The sequence below is a fragment of the Lactonifactor sp. BIOML-A5 genome (genome assembly GCF_009677585.1).
GTDB lineage: Bacteria > Bacillota > Clostridia > Lachnospirales > Lachnospiraceae > Lactonifactor.
On sequence record NZ_WKYV01000009.1, the window covers coordinates 45,689 to 61,581 of the forward strand.

A 15,893-nucleotide genomic window follows, 5' to 3' on the forward strand; every position below is an offset into this window, starting at 1 on the left:
GAAAATCTGTATGTCAGAGTACCGATACTCTCTGTTATCTAATCATTTCTTGTAGGTATGTACTGCTTGATTCTCCCCACAAACTCTGAAAAATTCTGCGTCTGCAGAATGACATGTCCCGGACCTGTCAGTTTTGTCATAAACAGGCCTTCACCTCCCAGAAACATGTTCATACCTCCCTTAACCATCTCTATATCATAACTCACACTGGTTTCAAAGGCTACTACATTTCCCGTGTCTACTTTAATCACCTCTCCGGGATCCAGATCCTTTTCTACCTTATTCCCGTCGATTTCCAGAAATGCCATACCATTTCCCCTCAGCTCCTGAAGTATAAAGCCCTCTCCTCCGAAAAGTCCGGAAGACAACTTTTTTGTAAATACTGCATCTGCAGTCACCTGCTCCTGGGCACAAAGGAATGCCCCCTTCTGACATATCATACTTCCATACTTCCGCAGATCTAAAGGGAGAATCTCCCCGGGCACCGTAGAAGAAAATGCGATCTCAGCATTCTCTCTCTGAGAAGTATACGTTGTCATAAAAAAGGATTCACCGGTAAACATCCGTCCCAGACCTTTCATAAATCCCCCTCTGGCATTGGTATTCATAAGGATCCCGTCGCTCATCCAGGACATTCCCCCGGTTTGGGTATAGATAGATTCTCCGGCCTGCAGCTGCATCTCCACCGCCGGCATGATGCTTCCTACGATTCTATATCTCATTAAACTAACCTCCTGTACTTTGGATACCCTTATTCTATCATAAAGGAACCCTGTATTACAGAGTTATTTTCTCCAGAAAAGTTAACACCAGGATGACAGCTACCGGGATTACCGTTCCCCCCAGCAGCTGGCCGGCTGTATGTCTCTTCATTCTCAGGCTGGCCCACCAGGTAAGCGCGAGAATTATCATACCGGAAATAAACGCAGGAATTCTAAAATATACCAGCAGTGCTGCGGGTCCTGCAACTCCGCAGGCATGGCCGCTGGCCCGCAGCCCCAGACATTTGTTGAAAAATAAAATTAAAAGGCCGGACAGAAGGTACTCCAGATAAATCATCCACATTCCTCTGGGCGCCTTCAGAACGAAATTTGCAATCCCGCCCATAAGATAGCCTGCTACTGCAAATACCATAGCCAGGCTTCTCTGCCCTTCTCTCCCTTTTTTTCTATAGCCGGGGATGTACGGCTGCAGAGGATATGCCAGGATAGGAAGTACCGTCAGAAAAAAGAGTCCCCACCAGAAGCTGCCCGCCCTTCCCATAACCTGAGGCTGTCTAACATATACAAGCGTCAGCATAATCCCGGCCATCACTGGCGCCAGAGTAACGCATCTTATTGCTTTTGCCAACCTGTTCATCTTGCAATCTCCCATTTCTCTGTTATACTATTTATGTGTTACATATTGTAACATTACCTTTGGACCGCAGGCAAGATATGGCGGATTAACTGTTACAAAAAGGAGGGTTTTGTTTATGAAAAACGGAGAAAAGAATGCATCTAATCTCTTTGCCAGGGAATGCATGGTATCTGCTCTCATGCTGCTTTTAGAAGAAAAACCATTATCGTCTGTATCGGTCACAGAACTCGCCAAAAAAGCGGGAGTCTCCCGGATGACATATTACAGAAACTACCGCTCAAAAGATGAGATTTTTATTACCTATCTGGATGATATTATAGACTCCTACCGAAAGGATGTGGCTTCCTGGGAAGACAAAGGAAATTATAACAGCTATAATAATATGCTCCACTGCTTCCAATACTTTTATAAACACAAAGACTTTATCAAGTGCCTGTTAAAAAGCGGCATGGGAAATCTCCTTCTGCAGGCTTTAACTGACTATGTGCTGGGGACTTATTGGGAAGACAGAGAAGATACGGCCTTCTATTATACTCTTCATGCCTTTGCCGGCTCTCTGTTTAACCTTTACATTGCCTGGATCCTTAGAAGTACAGAGGATACTGCAGAATCCATGGCATCTGTCATCTGCAAAATATACGGAAATGGGGATTCCGGAACCGAGAAAACAGGAGTAAAAGAAAGGGCACCAATCATTTCTGACTGATGCCCAGCCCCGTATCTCAAGGGGCAGCTTCTTTTACTGCTTCAAAAGACTGTCCTTCTTTTCCAGAATCGCTTCTACTGCGGCGCAGGCGGGACAGTCACAGTATTTTGCTCCCGCAGCCTTAATCTCCTTAGCATGCGCAGCAACATTTTTTGCTGTATCAGCCCCAAAAACCTGAGCTCCAGCCTCAGATTCCGCAAAGCCGATTAAATTGTCAATCGGCATAATATCCGCTTCCAGCTCTTCTATGTATTTCTTTGTCTCAGCGGCTTCCCTGTCAGTTCCAACAGCATCCAGCCAGGCCTGTGCTGCTTCCTTTGCCTCGCTGCTGCATGTGGCTGCATTCATTAATTCACGTGTTTTCTCAACTACGTAATCTACTGCCTCTCTGCCCATAATTAACACCCTTCTTTCCTAATTTGATTACCCATATTTTACCACTATTATCTGGCTATTGCAAATCATAGGTACGCAGCTTACTGCATTTTATTCGCACTCCCAGGCATGTTGCCGTGTATAGAGAGTACCTGTTTTAGAAATCCTTCGCAGCCTTCACGGATATCCCTGTAGGTTTCATCAAAATTCCCGGTGTACCAGGGATCTGCAATATCTCCCGGACGTGCTGTAAAGTCCAGAAGGCGGTATATCTTCTTCCCGGAATCTTTGCCCAGTATCCGCATCATATTCGATATGTTCCTGCTGTCCATGGCTAACAGATAATCATACTTGTTATAATCTTCTTTTGTAAGCTGAACTGCCCGTTTTCCATCAACAAATATGCCATGTTCCTTCAGCTTCTTTCTGGCCCCGTGATGCACCGCATTGCCTATTTCTTCCCGGCTGGTGGCACAGGAAGCAATGATGAAATCGCCGCTGATACCTCCTTTCTTAACCATATCTTTTAAGATAAATTCGGCCATGGGGGAACGGCAGATGTTGCCGTGGCACACGAAAAGCACTCGTATCATATTTTAAAGTCCTCCTGATTTGCGTTAGTTTGCCCTGTTTTGCCGCGATTTGCCGGGTATGTAATTGCCACTGAGATTGTTAAAACAATCACAGAATAAGCAAAACGCGGCAAATAGAGTAATAAATAGGCTCTATTATACAGGTATTCTATAAATTGCGAATCTGAACTGACCCCCAAAAGTTAGACTTTATTAGCGAGACAGCCGAAACTGTTTCGCTAATAAAGTCTAACTTTAAGGGGTCACCTCAGAAGAGATGCCTTTATAAAATAACTTTATAAATTTCACTTCCTGATCAACTGAGAATTAGTTGTTTCTCTCAATCTCATTGCTTATGAAATAATCTGCAATTTCAAAAGCCTTTACCCGTCTCTTGGCCAGGGTAATCTGTGATTTATACCGCTCCACATTTTCTTTTGACTCAAAAGTCTTTATCGTTTCCCTTAATTTGTGCAGCGTTGAATCAATCTGTCTTTGTGCTTCCACTAACTCGTCTTTTGAAAATTCCATTTCCACCTCCACGAATGCAAAATTATTATAAATGATTTTTCTCATACCTGAACCACAATAATCATGTGAAATTCTATTGAAGCAAATAGTTGTTTTCACGATTTGCAATAAGAAAGTCAATCAGTTTGTATGTTGCATACCCACCAGCAACCAATGGTTCACTATCACAAAGTTCTTTTGCTTCCTCCCGGCTTTCCACCTTCAAGATATACATGCCGGCTATTCCTGGATATCCCTTAAACACACCACAGATTTCCAGCTTACCCTCATCATCTAATTTTCTTATGTTCGCAACATGTTCTTCAACCACTTTTTTGGTGATTTTATTATAGGTCTTGCTCTTCTCAATCATCATCATATACATTGATTTTCCCATTTTCCTTTATCCTCCGTAATTCTAAAATTCAGATTTATGTATTTTACAATAATGTTTCAATGCTAACAGCCTTAAAAGGGAATATATAATCCCGGTCTTTCACCAATAAGCAAATGCTCCATCACAATTTTTTTACAATTTCAATCGCGGTACGAAGCAATTCATATCGTATATTCTTTTGGGTATTCCAGTTTCGGGAATCCCACTCCTCACCACTTACATCATCACCTGCATACAATAACTGCGCAAGTGGAATATTATAATAGCGAGACACCGCAAAAAAAAAGCCGCTGCTTCCATTTCCACCGTGATACACCCTTCGTTTCGTCTGCGTTCAATCATATCCGGAGTTTCACGGTATATGGCATCGCTTGTCCATGTCTTTCCGGTTTTAAATGGAATTCCTATTTCTTTTAAGCATGAAACAACCTTCTCAACGGTCTCTTTATGACATTCAATTTCACGGGAGGGTTCTAAGTAATGATAAGAGGTTCCCTCATCCCGAACCGCAGAGACCGGGACAACGATCTCACCCACCTTGCTGTCATTGATTAACGCCCCTGCTCCACCGCAAACGATGAACGTTTCACACCCCATGGCATGTAATTCTTCAAGCGCCACTGCTGCACCAGGCCCACCGCAAAATGCCATTGTAATACAAAGTCTGTCTGCACCATCTACATATTCATAAATCGGTATATCAAACACCTCGGAGTTAAGGTAACCAATGATCGGAAGCTTGTGTTCTTCTACAAATCGCTCCAATTCCTTCCTCAAATAGGTAATCACACATTTTTCTGGAAGACTTTTCGTCAAAAAATTCGCTGGATGAATGATTGGATTTTTACTGGTATCAAATTCACATATGGGATATTGATTCCTCAAGCTCATATCATTTACCTCCATAACCTCTAATTTTCTGCTCCCAGTATAGCATGAATTCCTTCATCTTAAAACACCAAAATCCCTCTCTCATCATATACACTGCCGCCATGATTCCCTTCATTCCGAATTGCCCGGTCAAGCGCCATCACCGCAGCCACCGCCCCGTCAATCTTCTCTGTAGATTTCTCCTTATCCGGCTTGATATTCCCCGCCGGATCAGTCCGCATCATCAGAAGCTCCATAAATCACCGGATAGAAAGTGTGGTCAATCTTCCTCCCAAGGATGATATCCTCCGCTTTCTGGTACTGCTCAAAGCACACCGAATGCCGGTCGGAAGCACAGCCGTAAACCTCCGCTCCCCATTCCCCGTCCCCACAGGTCATATTAAGAGCCACTCCTGCCGCCAGCTCGGACTTCCCACTCTTCTTTGGGATCTCTACATAAGACGTATTATACTGCCGGTGCCCGTTCTCCTTCACAGTGCCGAACACATCCCGGATAATGCTGTCCTGCCAGGGGAGCAGTTCAAAATTCTGCCCTCTCCACCGCCCTTTGGTATGCTTTAAGCAGCTGATGAAATCTACTGTTCGCTGCGCCTTTGCCTCGTCAAACACTATCCGCTTCCATTCCTTCTTCGCCTCATCCTCCAGACAGGAAGGGCAGCGCGGCGCTTTCTTCTGCGGCTTCGGTTCACTGCCACTCAGACATCTTTTCCCCGGATTCCCCTCCAGCACCTTCACTGCCGTGGGCTTCGGTTTCCTCCCTCACTGTGCCACCGCCTTCACCTCCTCCCTGCAGAACCTATACTTCCTGTTAAAAATCAAATTTCTTTTCGGCTGTCAGTCAGCTCTTTCCTGTCTTTCTATTTCCCCGATCCATCTGTTTCATCCTCCCGGCTCTCCGGCAGGGACATTGCCACCGCATATGCCACGCCTGCCGTTCTGCCGCTTCTCTATCCATTCCGGTGTCAGCACTGCCTGTGCCTCAAGCACGCCGGAATTGCTTGCCCTCTGGCTGATAAATCCACCGCTGTAACTTACTACAAGGCATCTGGTAGTCTCCGTAATCTGCGGGTGGTTCAGTATCTGCTCCACAAACACCTTATTCCCCTGCCCTTTGTTTGTCGTGACAGCTGGGGCAATCCCTCTGTCATCATACACATTTCCATTCATCCCTTTGCGGCTGGGGTTCACATTCCCCATACAGTAAAGCCCGGTCTTTGCCCCTATGCCGCCTCCATTCGCACTAATACTGGCAGAAATGCCGGACGGGTTATACACCCGGTAGCCCTGCATCCCTCCTATAACCTCTTTAAGAGTTCCTCCGTCTTCTCCGGTGACAGGTAATATTTCCCATCTGCCTCTGCTTCTAAGAACTGCGATAAGGAATATCCTCTCCCGGTTCTGGGGGACTCCAAAATCTTTGGAGTTGAGCACCTGCCAGCGCACGTCATACCCTGCTTCGTCCATTTCAGAGAGAACGGCGGCAAAATCGAAGTCTCCATTAACTGAAGCTGGTTCTTAACGGGGCTGGTTTGCCCATCTCGCAATGGAGATGTACATACCACGGAAGAGGCTTTCCTTATATCTTTCAAACCGCATCACATGGGGAAGGCACTTGTACTTCATCAGGATCTCAATCCGTTCCAGAAGCCCGAAGATATCCTCCACCCATTCGTCATAAAGATGGTAATCCGGCATATGATGCTCCACTTCCTCCGGCAGCTTCGGTGCTTTATCGTAGAAAAATCCGGTCCCGCCATAGGAGACATTGGCTTTCTCCAGGATTCCCTCCGGAATAACGGTATCTATAATTTTCATAAAATATTCCTAAATATTTGTACAAAAAAAGAAACAATCAGACATCCATATCTAACTGTTCCTTTTTTCGTTCACGAAGCTTTCATCCATACTTTTCTCTGGTCAAATTTATTACATTTACCAATTTTTATGCTCTTTCCTGCTGTCATGATTCGTTTTACGTTCTTCTACAATCTGAACGAACCACTCGACCATCGCCGGGTCATAATGGGAGAAAAATGAACTTTCTTTTTTATCAAGGCCCGCCATTTTCTCCATATCTTCCGCACTTAACGTAAAATCAAACACATTGAGATTTTCCACCATACGCTCATAATGCGTAGACTTGGGGATAACGGCCACCCCACGTTCAATATGCCACCGAAGCATTACCTGCGCCGCAGTCTTTTGGTATTTCGCACCAATTTCCAGAAGAGTGGGATCTTCAAATAAACCGCCTCTCCCCTCTCCAAAAGGCGCCCATGCTTCTATCTGTACACCATATTTATCCATATACTCCTTTGCAAGAACCTGTTGGTTATAAGGATGCGTTTCCACCTGGTTCACCATTGGGCGGATACGGGCAAAAGATGCAAGGTCTATCAATCTGTCCGGATAAAAATTAGAAATTCCGATTGCACGCAGCTTCCCCGCCTCATATAGTTCCTCCAAAGCCCTCCATGCACCATAATAATCAGAAAACGGCTGGTGCAGCAACATCAGGTCAATATAATCCGTCTGTAGTTTTTCCATGGACTCTTCCACAGACTTTCTGCATTCTTCATAGCCATAATGCTCAATCCATACCTTTGAAGTCAGAAAAATCTCCTTTCTCGATATACCGGATTTCCTGACTGCAGAGCCAACCTCTTCTTCATTATAATAAGATTGCGCCGTATCAAGGGAACGGTATCCTGCCTTTAATGCGTCAAGTACACACCGTTGGCACTCATCCTTCGTCACCTGGTAAACGCCATAACCTAAAATTGGCATCTGAACGCCATTACTTAATGTTACATATTCCATCATAGTTTCCTCCTGTTCCTCCAGCCATTTCATAGCCTGCTACTTAGCTTCATCGTAATTTTCCTGTGCAGTTTCTCCTGTCTCAAAATATCTGCTGCGGACCTATATTCCAAGTTTCACATTTACCCATATTGATGATATTTCAGAAACTGCTAAACATAATAGGATACGAAAATCTACTACTGGGAAAGCCCTAATTCTTCCACCCACGTCTGCACATCCTCTTCTGACACTCCGGAGCGGAACCGCTGGCCTTCCTGCCATTCTCCCGTGCCTGCCAGCTCTGCTAACAGTTCCCCGCTTTCTCCCATACCGGACGAGGAGGAAGTGGCAAACGGAATCACGGTCTTTCCTGTAAAATCATTTGCTTCTACAAATCCAACCACCGGCCATGCCGCAATGCCCCACCAGATGGGATACCCGATAAATACGGTGCCGTAAGAATCCCAGTTATCTACCGTCTCTGCCGTAAGTTCCACATTTCTTTCATTCTCATTTTCATGCTCTCTGGTTACACGGCTGTTATCGTCTGTCCAATCCAGGTCATCGTCACTGTAAGGCTGCACCGGTTTCAGTTCAAAAGAGTCCCCGCCTACTGCTCCGGCAATCACATCCGCAACAGCTTCTGTATTTCCTGTTGCGGAAAAATATACGACCAGTGTATTGCCGCCCGTTCCTGCTGTTTCTGTTCTGGCAATTTCTTCCGCACTGCCGGAATTTTCCGTTTCAGAATCGTCCGGCGTATCTTCCGGCTCTCTTGCTTCAACCTGTGTTGTCTGCTCTGCCGTTTCCGTCTGATTATCCTCTGCAGCCGCACCACACCCGGCAAGCAGGCTCACCGCAGTTACTGCTGTTAACAGGATCGCTCCTATTTTTTTTGCTTTCATTCTAAATGCTCCCTTCTTAGTTTACAGTTTTTTTGACAGCTCCCCTTCTGTCCGCTGCCATTCCTGCATGTTCCGACGCCGCCTTCCCTACCGGATGAAATTTGTCGGACTAAATGCTTCTATCTTTGGAAGACCGTATGCTTCTTTCCCCAGGGCGATGCTCTTCATCAAAAATGTCATATTTCTTGCCAGAGTCCTCATAATCTGCAGTCCTTCCCCATCCTGCGCTGCCTCCCCAGGCTCTCTTCCATGAATGCTGTTCCAATATTGGCTGGAAGCCACCGGCATACCCGCTATTGTGAAAAATTTATTCAGTTCATCAAATGTTGCGGAACATCCTCCCCGCCTAGCCACTGCTAAGGCAGCTCCTACTTTCATGGTTTTGTCAAAATTTGTACTGTAAAACAGCCTTGTCAGAAAAGCAACCAAAGTCGCATTTGCCTTTCTCCAAGCAGGAACGGCAGGCAATACAGCCTCTGATATCCTTATTTCCAACATGGATTGTCTCTGTCCGGATACCCTCTTCTGTAAAAATTTTCTCCATCTCTCTTAACGCAATCGCAGTGTTCCCGCTACTTTGAGGACTTCCGTTAATCATTAATACTTTCATTTGCACTCACTCCTTATTGATTTTTCTAATAACCTGGCTTACAATAAAATTGTAACAACCGATTGTTACTACCGGTCAAGCGATTCACAAAACTTTCACATTTTTATCAGGAGGAACTCCATATGTATACTATGATGCAGGTCTGCCAGGAAACAAGTATGACGTACCAGACACTCAAATACTACTGCAATGAAGGGCTTGTCCCCAATGTAAAGCGTGATAAAAATAACCGCCGCATATTTGATGAGCGGGATATAAAGTGGATCAAGGACCTTACCTGCTTGAAAAAATGCGGCATGAGCATCCAGGAGATGAAAATCTATCTGGATTTATGCCTTCAGGGAGAATCCACAATTCCTGCAAGGCAGGAGATTCTTTTCCGCAAACGGGAAGCTCTCCTGGCTTCTATCACAGAGCTGAATGAATGCATTTCCTTTATTGACTGGAAGCAGTCTTTTTATGACGATGTACTATCCGGCAAACGTCCATATATCAGTAACCTCATCCATGTTAAAAAATGATTTACTTTTCCCCATAGTAGTAAGATGCAGTGGCGCCGCCATCAATCAAAAACGTAGCACCTGAAATAAAGGCACCCCTGCCGTCCATAAGAAGTTCCGCCACACCGGCAACCTCATCCGCAGTGCCTGGACGGCCGGCAGCACATTGTGCAAACATATTTTTATAAAAATCTCCTCTTGGCCCATGGAACTCATCCACTGCCAGAGGAGTCACAATAATGCCCGGGGCAATCGCATTCAGCCTTGCACCCCGTTTTCCCCACACCACGGACTGCGCCATCACCCTTTTTTCATTACAGCGCTTTGCCAGCTGATAGGCGTGGAGTGTATCCCTGATGTTATCCGGCTGTAATAAGGAAAGTTCCAGAAGCCCTTCCGTGGGGGTACAGGCAAGAAGCTCATCTTCCTTTGCAGTTAATGCGGGCATACGAAAACCAGACTGGCTGGAAATCGTCACGCCAGCTCCTCCTTCACTGATCACTTTCCCAACCTCCTCAAGCAATACAGCCGTGCCATATAAGTCCACCTTTAAAATGGTTTCAACCGGCGCCTGGCTTGGCGATACTCCCGCAGCATTAACCAGCATTTTAATATCTCCGTATTTCTGCCCTTCGGATATCATGGAAAGGATTGACTCCCGTGAGGACAAATCCATTTCCACCGGAACCACATCATAGCCTGCATTATTCATAATCCGGGCTGTTTCCTGCGCATTTTTAAGCTGAATATCTCCGACAATAATTTTCATCCCATATCCCATGCGCCTGGCAATCGCCATGCCAATCTGTCCAGCACCTGCCAGAAGCATTACGTTTTTCTTTTCCATGCTATTAAACCCTCCTATATCGATAGCTGATTGCACATTAGCAGTTCAATAATCCTACACTTTTTCCCATTTCATATGCCTCATCATAAGCGTCCGTGGCTCTTATCTCACCGGCCTGCCATGCCCTGGTTCCATAGATGATGCCCGCCTCCCTGGCTCCGTCAAGACAGTCTTCGGTAAAGCCCCGGAACGCTTCCATTGTGCGTTCAAGGTTTTCTTTCTCCGTGTCTGCCGCCGTCATAATAAAATAAAAATCTTTATTCCTTATTTCTGTATACCTGGGCACAGTCCTGTCTATGAAAGTTTTCATCTGCCCGTCCATAGAATAAAAATAGACAGGCGTTGCCAGGACGATCACATCCGCGCTTACCATTTTAGCAAGTATTTCTTCCATATCATCCCGCTGCACACATTGACGTGTCGAATTACAGACACCGCAGCCACGGCAGTACCCGATATTTTTCGAGGCAAGGAATACCTTTTCCACCTTGCATCCACTCTCTAAAGCTCCATTGGCAAAGCGGTCACAGAGTATCTCCGAGTTGCCGTTTTTTCTCGGGCTTGCCGAGATTATCAATATATGTTTCATTCTGACAGCCTCCATTCCTATAATGCACCCACGATATTGTGGGGCACATATTCCTCTTCCAGATATTCGATTTCCGCCTGTGTCAATGTGACATCAAAACTGCCGGCCGCATCATCAAGGTACTTTGCCTTTGTGGCGCCCACAATCGGCGCTGCAACGCCTTTGGCAAACTGCCAGGCCAGGGCAATCTGTGTCATCGTAGCGCCCTTTTTCCCGGCAAGCTCTGCTACCCGTCTTACAATCTCCATATCACTTTTCTGTGTTTTATCATATTTTCCCATGGCAACCACATCCGTCCTGCTTCTCAAAGTATCTGCAGACCAGCCGGGCCGGGACAGCCTTCCCGCAGCCAATGGGCTGTACGGCGTCCTTGCCACGTTCAGCTCATTGCAGATGGGGATCAGTTCCCGCTCGTCCTCCCTGTAAAGCAGATTATAATGGTTCTGCATGGAAACAAATTTCGTCCATCCATTCTTTTCCGCTGCATACTGCATTTTCATAAACTGGTATCCATACATGGCAGAAGCGCCGATGGCGCGGACTTTCCCTGACTGTACGACCTCATGCAGCGCCTCCAATGTCTCTTCAACCGGTGTATCATAATCGAAGCGGTGGATGATCAGCAGGTCAATATAATCCGTGCCGAGACGCCTGAGAGAACCTTCCACCTCCCGCGGAATGGCTTCCTTAGAAAGTTTACCCTCATTAAAATAAACCTTTGTTGCAAGGACCACCCTGTCTCTCCCTATATTATCCTTAATCGCCCTGCCAAGGTATTTCTCACTGGTTCCTGCCGAATAGGTATTGGCAGTATCGAAAAAATTAATCCCCAGCCCCAGCGCATGTTTGACGATTTCCCCGCTCTCCTGCGGATCCAGCGTCCATGCGTGCATCTTACTGGCAGGATCGCCAAAGCTCATACAGCCAACGCACAGGCGGGATACCTGAATATCAGAATTTCCTAATTTTGTATATTCCATTTTTTCATCCTTTCTTCCTAAAACTATCGCTTATCATCTGCATTTATTCCCATACTTCCTTTGCCATATGAAATGCCGCCCATGCTTTCGGCCAGCCCGCATAAAAAGCGGCATGGGTAAGAATCTCTGCGATTTCTTCCTTTGTAACGCCATTCTTCTTCGCATTGGCCAGATGAAACTTTAAGGAACTGTCCAAAATCCCGCTGGCCATCAGTGCAGTAACCGTGACGATACAGCGGTCCCTCGCTGACAATTGTTCTTCTCTCGACCACACCTGCCCAAACAGTACCTCATCATTTAATTCTGCAAACTTAGGGGCAAAGGCTCCCAATTGTTCTTTCCCTGCTGTTACTTTCTCCACGATATCTATCCCTTCCATTCTTTCCTCAAAACCATTTACTCTATTTCAATTTTCTATATGCCTCGTCAGAAACAGCCTCACACCACTCATTCCTGCAATTATCCCCAGGAACCTCTACAGCCAGATGCTGGAACCAGGAGTCCGGGGCCGCTCCGTGCCAGTGCTTTACCCCCGCCGGAATGTGTACCACATCCTGGGGGTGCAGTTCTCGGGCTTCGTTCCCCCATTCCTGGTAATATCCCCGCCCGGCAGTCACCAGCAGAAGCTGTCCGCCGCCGGACGTAGCATGGTGTATATGCCAATTATTGCGGCATCCCGGTTCAAAGGTCACATTTCCAATCACTACCTGCTCAGTGGAGAGCATGTTCAGGTAACTCTGTCCCACAAAATACTCTTTAAAAGCCTCATTAGGTTTTCCCGCCTGGAATACACTCATTCTATCTGCCTTCATATTTTCACCTTTCCTTCCCTATCCATTTCTCAATATCCTTCTTCGACCTGCCGGCACTTCCTCCCCGGATAGAAAGCCCCGTCTCCACCCTTGCGCCGGGGCACAGTTTTCTGATATCACTTATGCTTCCCCCCATTCCACTCCCCTCATGGGTGCAGAAGGGCCGGATGGTTTTTCCGCTGAAATCAAAGTGCTCCAGGAAAGTAAAGACTGCCATGGGCATGGTTCCCCAGTAATTGGGATACCCAAGGTACACCACGTCATAAGGCCCTAAACTTACCGGCCAGGTTTTCAGCTCCGGGCGGGCGTCCCGTTTCTGGTCTGCCCGTGCCTGGGCGATACACTCGTTATAATCTTTGGAATACGCCTGCATCTGCTCAATTTGGAACAGCTCCCCTCCTGTCAACTCCTGAATGATACGGGCAGCTGCTTCCGTATTTCCAATATCCAGCTTTTTCAGCATTCCGTTCACATAATTCTCATCCCTGCGTGAAAAAAATGCGATTAACTCTGCCATCTCAAACACCTCTTCCTTTTTTCTTACAGTCTACCCAAATTCTCCTTGAACCGGAATCTCCAAAATGTTATCATAGTATTAACTTTTAGTTTATATCGGAGGTGCTGCATGTACAATCATATGCTGAACACATTTATCGCCGTTGCCGACTGCGGCAGCTTTACGAAGGCTTCTGAACGCCTGTACATTTCCCCCACGGCTGTCATGAAACAGATGAATGCGTTAGAAAGCCATCTGGATTTGAAACTGATCAAGCGCACTACCTCTGGTGTCCGCCTGACAGCGGCCGGTATCCTCATCTATCAGGACGCCAAATTTATCATCGATTATTCCGGCAAATCCATTGCAGGCGCCAGGGCTGCCATGCACCTGAATGACACAACCTTCTGCATCGGCACCTCACTGCTGAATCCCGCGAAGCCTTTCATGGACTTATGGTACCGTGTGAACCAGGATTTTTCCGAATATAAACTGCACCTTGTACCCTTTGAGGATAACCATGAGGGGATCCTGGCAGAGATTGAACAGTTGGGAAAGAAATTTGATTTTCTGATTGGAGTATGCGATTCCAGAGAATGGCTCCGCCGCTGCAATTTCCTTTCCCTTGGCAGATATAAGAAAATGATTGCAGTGTCCAGGGAACACCGCCTTTCTGGGAAAAAATCTATTGTGGTTGAAGATTTATATGGGGAAACGCTAATGATGGTACGACAGGGAGATTCCGGCGTCAATGATTTCCTTCGCAATGACCTGGAAAAGCACCATCCCCAAATTCATATAGAGGATACACCGCTGTTTTATGACTTATCGGTTTTCAACCGCTGTGCCGAGACCGGAAATGTCCTCCTCACCCTGGAATGCTGGCAGGAGGTCCATCCCAGTCTGGTGTCAATTCCCGTGGATTGGGATTACAGCATCCCCTATGGCCTGCTGTACAGCCTGGATGCGCCAAAAGATGTACTGAAATTTGTTGAAACGGTTAGAAAGATTATATAGATGTTAACAAATCATTTATAATGTCCGGTTTCCCAAACGTACATAAAATTGATATCTCCACTCCAGTTCTGCCATTGACTCCACATGCCCAATCATGGAAACACTATTTTCTCCCGTTCATCTGAAACTCGTCATGTCCTTTAATCTTCTTTAGCGCCTGACGTAGATTCCTTGCTTTCCCATGCTGATGGTACGGATGAGATGCCCTGTGCTTATGGAAAATAACACAGGCATCTTTCCCGGAAATCTCCGGGTCATGGATATACCTTGCAATATTCCTCCCGGTCATCCCACACTCTTCCCCGACAGCATCTGTATCCCACCCTCCGGGGCAGGCATATCCCCTGCCCCATTCAGCAAATCCACCGCATCATTAAAAATCTTCCGCTTTGCCCCGTTAGCCTTCATACGAAATCAACTCCTTTGCAAATCTCCGGTAAGCCACCCCTGCGCTTGCCTTCGGACTGTACTGCACCACCGGAAGGTTATAGTAAATGCTCTCACCAACTTTCACCGTATTGGGGTTTTTCGTTTCAAACACCCGTATCTGCTCCTTAAAGTTCTCCTCCACTTCCTCTGTCAACACCCTGCACAGCTTCGTCCTTGTCTCGCACATGGTCAGCAGGATGCCCGCAATCCCCAGTTTAGGGTTGATACTTTTCCGGATTTTACCCACGGTCCGGAGAAAGTCCTGCATCCCCATCATTGCCAAAAGCTGCGGGTTCACTGTGATGATTACTTCGTCAGCCGCCGCCAGTGCATTGATGGTCAGTGTCCCCAGGGACGGACAGGTATCAATCAAAATGTAGTCATACTTCTCACGTAACGGCTCCAAAATCCCAGACAATATCTTCTCTGTTCCCATTTCCAGCCTCAGTTTCGCATCTACCACCGACAGGTAAATGGAAGACGGGATAAAATCCATCCCATCCTTTGTCTTTATGTATCGCTTCACGGCAGGACGCTTTGCATCCTCCATCTCCGCCATCATCAGATGCCCAATGGTAGTCTCCAACTCCCCTGTATCCTCAACCCCAAAACAGGTAGTCAGGTTTGCCTGACTGTCAAAATCCACAGTCAGAACCTTTTTCCCCATCATCTGCAAACAGTACGCAAGATTCAGTGTAGTTGTCGTTTTGTGATTATTTTGTCAATGCCATAATACATGTTTTTGATTAAGTAATATTTCTTTTTGATTGACTTTCTAACTTATTTACTGTATGTTATTCATAGAAAGGTGGGGTTATACATGGGCATATCAGATAAAATAAAAGCACTGTTAAAAATCAAAGGTAAGAAAATGAATGAGTTGGCAGAATATCTTGGCATGGGCAAACAATCTCTAAGCAATAAATTTAGCCGCAGCAGTTTTTCAGCAGAAGATTTAATAAAAATATCCACTTTCCTCGACTGCACACTTGCCTTTGAAATTGACGAAAAGCAGAAAATCATTCTTGATGAATCGGATATAAGAGATTAAGGAGCATATCAAATAAAGCAAAATTAAAAACCCGATCATGTTGGA

23 protein-coding genes and 5 pseudogenes are annotated in these 15,893 nt (G+C 46.1%); 4 read left to right on the forward strand and 24 right to left on the reverse strand.

What is annotated here, in order from left to right:
- Window positions 1-38 precede the first annotated feature (38 nt).
- Window positions 39-722 carry a TIGR00266 family protein gene (locus GKG41_RS09465; RefSeq protein WP_154258273.1) on the reverse strand — a complete coding sequence of 228 codons (684 nt, stop codon included), beginning with the start codon at window positions 720-722 and terminating at the stop codon, window positions 39-41.
- Window positions 723-777: 55 nt separating this feature from the next.
- Window positions 778-1,359 carry a hypothetical protein gene (locus tag GKG41_RS09470; RefSeq protein ID WP_154258274.1) on the reverse strand — a complete coding sequence of 194 codons (582 nt, stop codon included), beginning with the start codon at window positions 1,357-1,359 and terminating at the stop codon, window positions 778-780.
- 115 nt (window positions 1,360-1,474) lie between these two features.
- Between GKG41_RS09470 and GKG41_RS09475 the strand changes: the two genes are divergently transcribed.
- Entirely contained in the window at window positions 1,475-2,065 is a 591-nt protein-coding gene (locus GKG41_RS09475) for a TetR/AcrR family transcriptional regulator (protein ID WP_154258275.1), read from the forward strand.
- A 33-nt stretch (window positions 2,066-2,098) separates the two neighbouring features.
- Here the strand turns inward: GKG41_RS09475 and GKG41_RS09480 are convergent, their stop codons facing one another.
- The 13 genes and pseudogenes from GKG41_RS09480 to GKG41_RS09535 form a co-directional block, all read right to left on the reverse strand.
- Window positions 2,099-2,461, reverse strand: a complete 363-nt coding sequence (locus GKG41_RS09480; RefSeq protein ID WP_154258276.1) for a molecular chaperone Hsp90 — start codon at window positions 2,459-2,461, stop codon at window positions 2,099-2,101.
- A gap of 80 nt (window positions 2,462-2,541) precedes the next feature.
- Window positions 2,542-3,033 (reverse strand): low molecular weight protein-tyrosine-phosphatase, encoded by a 492-nt coding sequence (locus GKG41_RS09485; RefSeq protein ID WP_154258277.1) that lies wholly within the window; start codon window positions 3,031-3,033, stop codon window positions 2,542-2,544.
- A 306-nt stretch (window positions 3,034-3,339) separates the two neighbouring features.
- Window positions 3,340-3,543, reverse strand: coding sequence for a hypothetical protein (locus GKG41_RS09490; protein ID WP_154258278.1), 204 nt, complete (start codon window positions 3,541-3,543; stop codon window positions 3,340-3,342).
- Window positions 3,544-3,616: 73 nt separating this feature from the next.
- Window positions 3,617-3,919, reverse strand: a complete 303-nt coding sequence (locus GKG41_RS09495) for a YciI family protein (protein ID WP_154258279.1) — start codon at window positions 3,917-3,919, stop codon at window positions 3,617-3,619.
- 216 nt (window positions 3,920-4,135) lie between these two features.
- A complete protein-coding gene (locus GKG41_RS09500; protein WP_243141012.1) occupies window positions 4,136-4,810 on the reverse strand; it encodes a nucleoside phosphorylase in 675 nt (224 codons plus the stop codon).
- 59 nt (window positions 4,811-4,869) lie between these two features.
- A complete protein-coding gene (locus tag GKG41_RS09505; protein ID WP_154258280.1) occupies window positions 4,870-5,034 on the reverse strand; it encodes a hypothetical protein in 165 nt (54 codons plus the stop codon).
- Window positions 5,024-5,419: pseudogene (locus tag GKG41_RS09510) on the reverse strand (hypothetical protein); the annotation flags it as partial. The pseudogene GKG41_RS09510 and the gene GKG41_RS09505, both read right to left, overlap by 11 nt.
- Window positions 5,420-5,545, reverse strand: a pseudogene (locus GKG41_RS23865) (phage terminase small subunit P27 family); the annotation flags it as partial.
- A gap of 144 nt (window positions 5,546-5,689) precedes the next feature.
- Window positions 5,690-6,283, reverse strand: a pseudogene (locus GKG41_RS23465) (DNA cytosine methyltransferase); the annotation flags it as partial.
- A 42-nt stretch (window positions 6,284-6,325) separates the two neighbouring features.
- On the reverse strand, window positions 6,326-6,625 hold the full coding sequence (locus GKG41_RS09520; RefSeq protein ID WP_194167088.1) for a hypothetical protein: 300 nt from the start codon (window positions 6,623-6,625) through the stop codon (window positions 6,326-6,328).
- Window positions 6,626-6,742: 117 nt separating this feature from the next.
- Complete coding sequence (locus tag GKG41_RS09525) at window positions 6,743-7,630, reverse strand: aldo/keto reductase (RefSeq protein ID WP_173015595.1); 888 nt, start codon at window positions 7,628-7,630, stop codon at window positions 6,743-6,745.
- 179 nt (window positions 7,631-7,809) lie between these two features.
- Window positions 7,810-8,517, reverse strand: a complete 708-nt coding sequence (locus tag GKG41_RS09530; RefSeq protein WP_154258282.1) for a flavodoxin — start codon at window positions 8,515-8,517, stop codon at window positions 7,810-7,812.
- Between the two features lie 87 nt (window positions 8,518-8,604).
- Window positions 8,605-9,127 (reverse strand): annotated as a pseudogene (locus tag GKG41_RS09535) (flavodoxin family protein).
- A gap of 122 nt (window positions 9,128-9,249) precedes the next feature.
- Here GKG41_RS09535 and GKG41_RS09540 point away from each other — a divergent pair.
- On the forward strand, window positions 9,250-9,648 hold the full coding sequence (locus tag GKG41_RS09540; protein WP_154258283.1) for a MerR family transcriptional regulator: 399 nt from the start codon (window positions 9,250-9,252) through the stop codon (window positions 9,646-9,648).
- A 1-nt stretch (window position 9,649) separates the two neighbouring features.
- Here GKG41_RS09540 and GKG41_RS09545 read toward each other — a convergent pair whose 3' ends face one another.
- Genes GKG41_RS09545 through GKG41_RS09570 form a run of 6 tightly spaced genes read right to left on the reverse strand, consistent with a single transcriptional unit; the run spans window position 9,650 to window position 13,372 of the window.
- Complete coding sequence (locus GKG41_RS09545; protein WP_154258284.1) at window positions 9,650-10,474, reverse strand: SDR family oxidoreductase; 825 nt, start codon at window positions 10,472-10,474, stop codon at window positions 9,650-9,652.
- Window positions 10,475-10,511: 37 nt separating this feature from the next.
- A complete protein-coding gene (locus GKG41_RS09550; RefSeq protein ID WP_154258285.1) occupies window positions 10,512-11,063 on the reverse strand; it encodes a flavodoxin family protein in 552 nt (183 codons plus the stop codon).
- A 17-nt stretch (window positions 11,064-11,080) separates the two neighbouring features.
- Window positions 11,081-12,043, reverse strand: coding sequence for an aldo/keto reductase (locus GKG41_RS09555; RefSeq protein ID WP_154258286.1), 963 nt, complete (start codon window positions 12,041-12,043; stop codon window positions 11,081-11,083).
- A gap of 43 nt (window positions 12,044-12,086) precedes the next feature.
- Window positions 12,087-12,422 carry a carboxymuconolactone decarboxylase family protein gene (locus tag GKG41_RS09560; protein ID WP_154258287.1) on the reverse strand — a complete coding sequence of 112 codons (336 nt, stop codon included), beginning with the start codon at window positions 12,420-12,422 and terminating at the stop codon, window positions 12,087-12,089.
- Window positions 12,423-12,444: 22 nt separating this feature from the next.
- Entirely contained in the window at window positions 12,445-12,855 is a 411-nt protein-coding gene (locus GKG41_RS09565; protein ID WP_154258288.1) for a cupin domain-containing protein, read from the reverse strand.
- A 4-nt stretch (window positions 12,856-12,859) separates the two neighbouring features.
- Entirely contained in the window at window positions 12,860-13,372 is a 513-nt protein-coding gene (locus GKG41_RS09570) for a flavodoxin (RefSeq protein ID WP_154258289.1), read from the reverse strand.
- A 108-nt stretch (window positions 13,373-13,480) separates the two neighbouring features.
- Between GKG41_RS09570 and GKG41_RS09575 the strand changes: the two genes are divergently transcribed.
- A complete protein-coding gene (locus GKG41_RS09575) occupies window positions 13,481-14,368 on the forward strand; it encodes a LysR family transcriptional regulator (RefSeq protein ID WP_154258290.1) in 888 nt (295 codons plus the stop codon).
- A gap of 103 nt (window positions 14,369-14,471) precedes the next feature.
- On the opposite strand, the gene GKG41_RS09580 is transcribed toward GKG41_RS09575, so the two are convergent.
- From GKG41_RS09580 to GKG41_RS09590, 3 genes and pseudogenes are all read right to left on the reverse strand, one after another.
- On the reverse strand, window positions 14,472-14,657 hold the full coding sequence (locus GKG41_RS09580) for a hypothetical protein (protein WP_154258291.1): 186 nt from the start codon (window positions 14,655-14,657) through the stop codon (window positions 14,472-14,474).
- Complete coding sequence (locus tag GKG41_RS23745; RefSeq protein WP_256281959.1) at window positions 14,654-14,776, reverse strand: hypothetical protein; 123 nt, start codon at window positions 14,774-14,776, stop codon at window positions 14,654-14,656. Before GKG41_RS23745 ends, GKG41_RS09580 begins: the two co-directional genes overlap by 4 nt.
- Window positions 14,766-15,494: pseudogene (locus GKG41_RS09590) on the reverse strand (AAA family ATPase); the annotation flags it as partial. The pseudogene GKG41_RS09590 and the gene GKG41_RS23745, both read right to left, overlap by 11 nt.
- 123 nt (window positions 15,495-15,617) lie before the next feature.
- Between GKG41_RS09590 and GKG41_RS09595 the strand changes: the two are divergent.
- Window positions 15,618-15,848, forward strand: a complete 231-nt coding sequence (locus GKG41_RS09595; protein ID WP_154258293.1) for a helix-turn-helix transcriptional regulator — start codon at window positions 15,618-15,620, stop codon at window positions 15,846-15,848.
- Window positions 15,849-15,893: the final 45 nt, after the last annotated feature.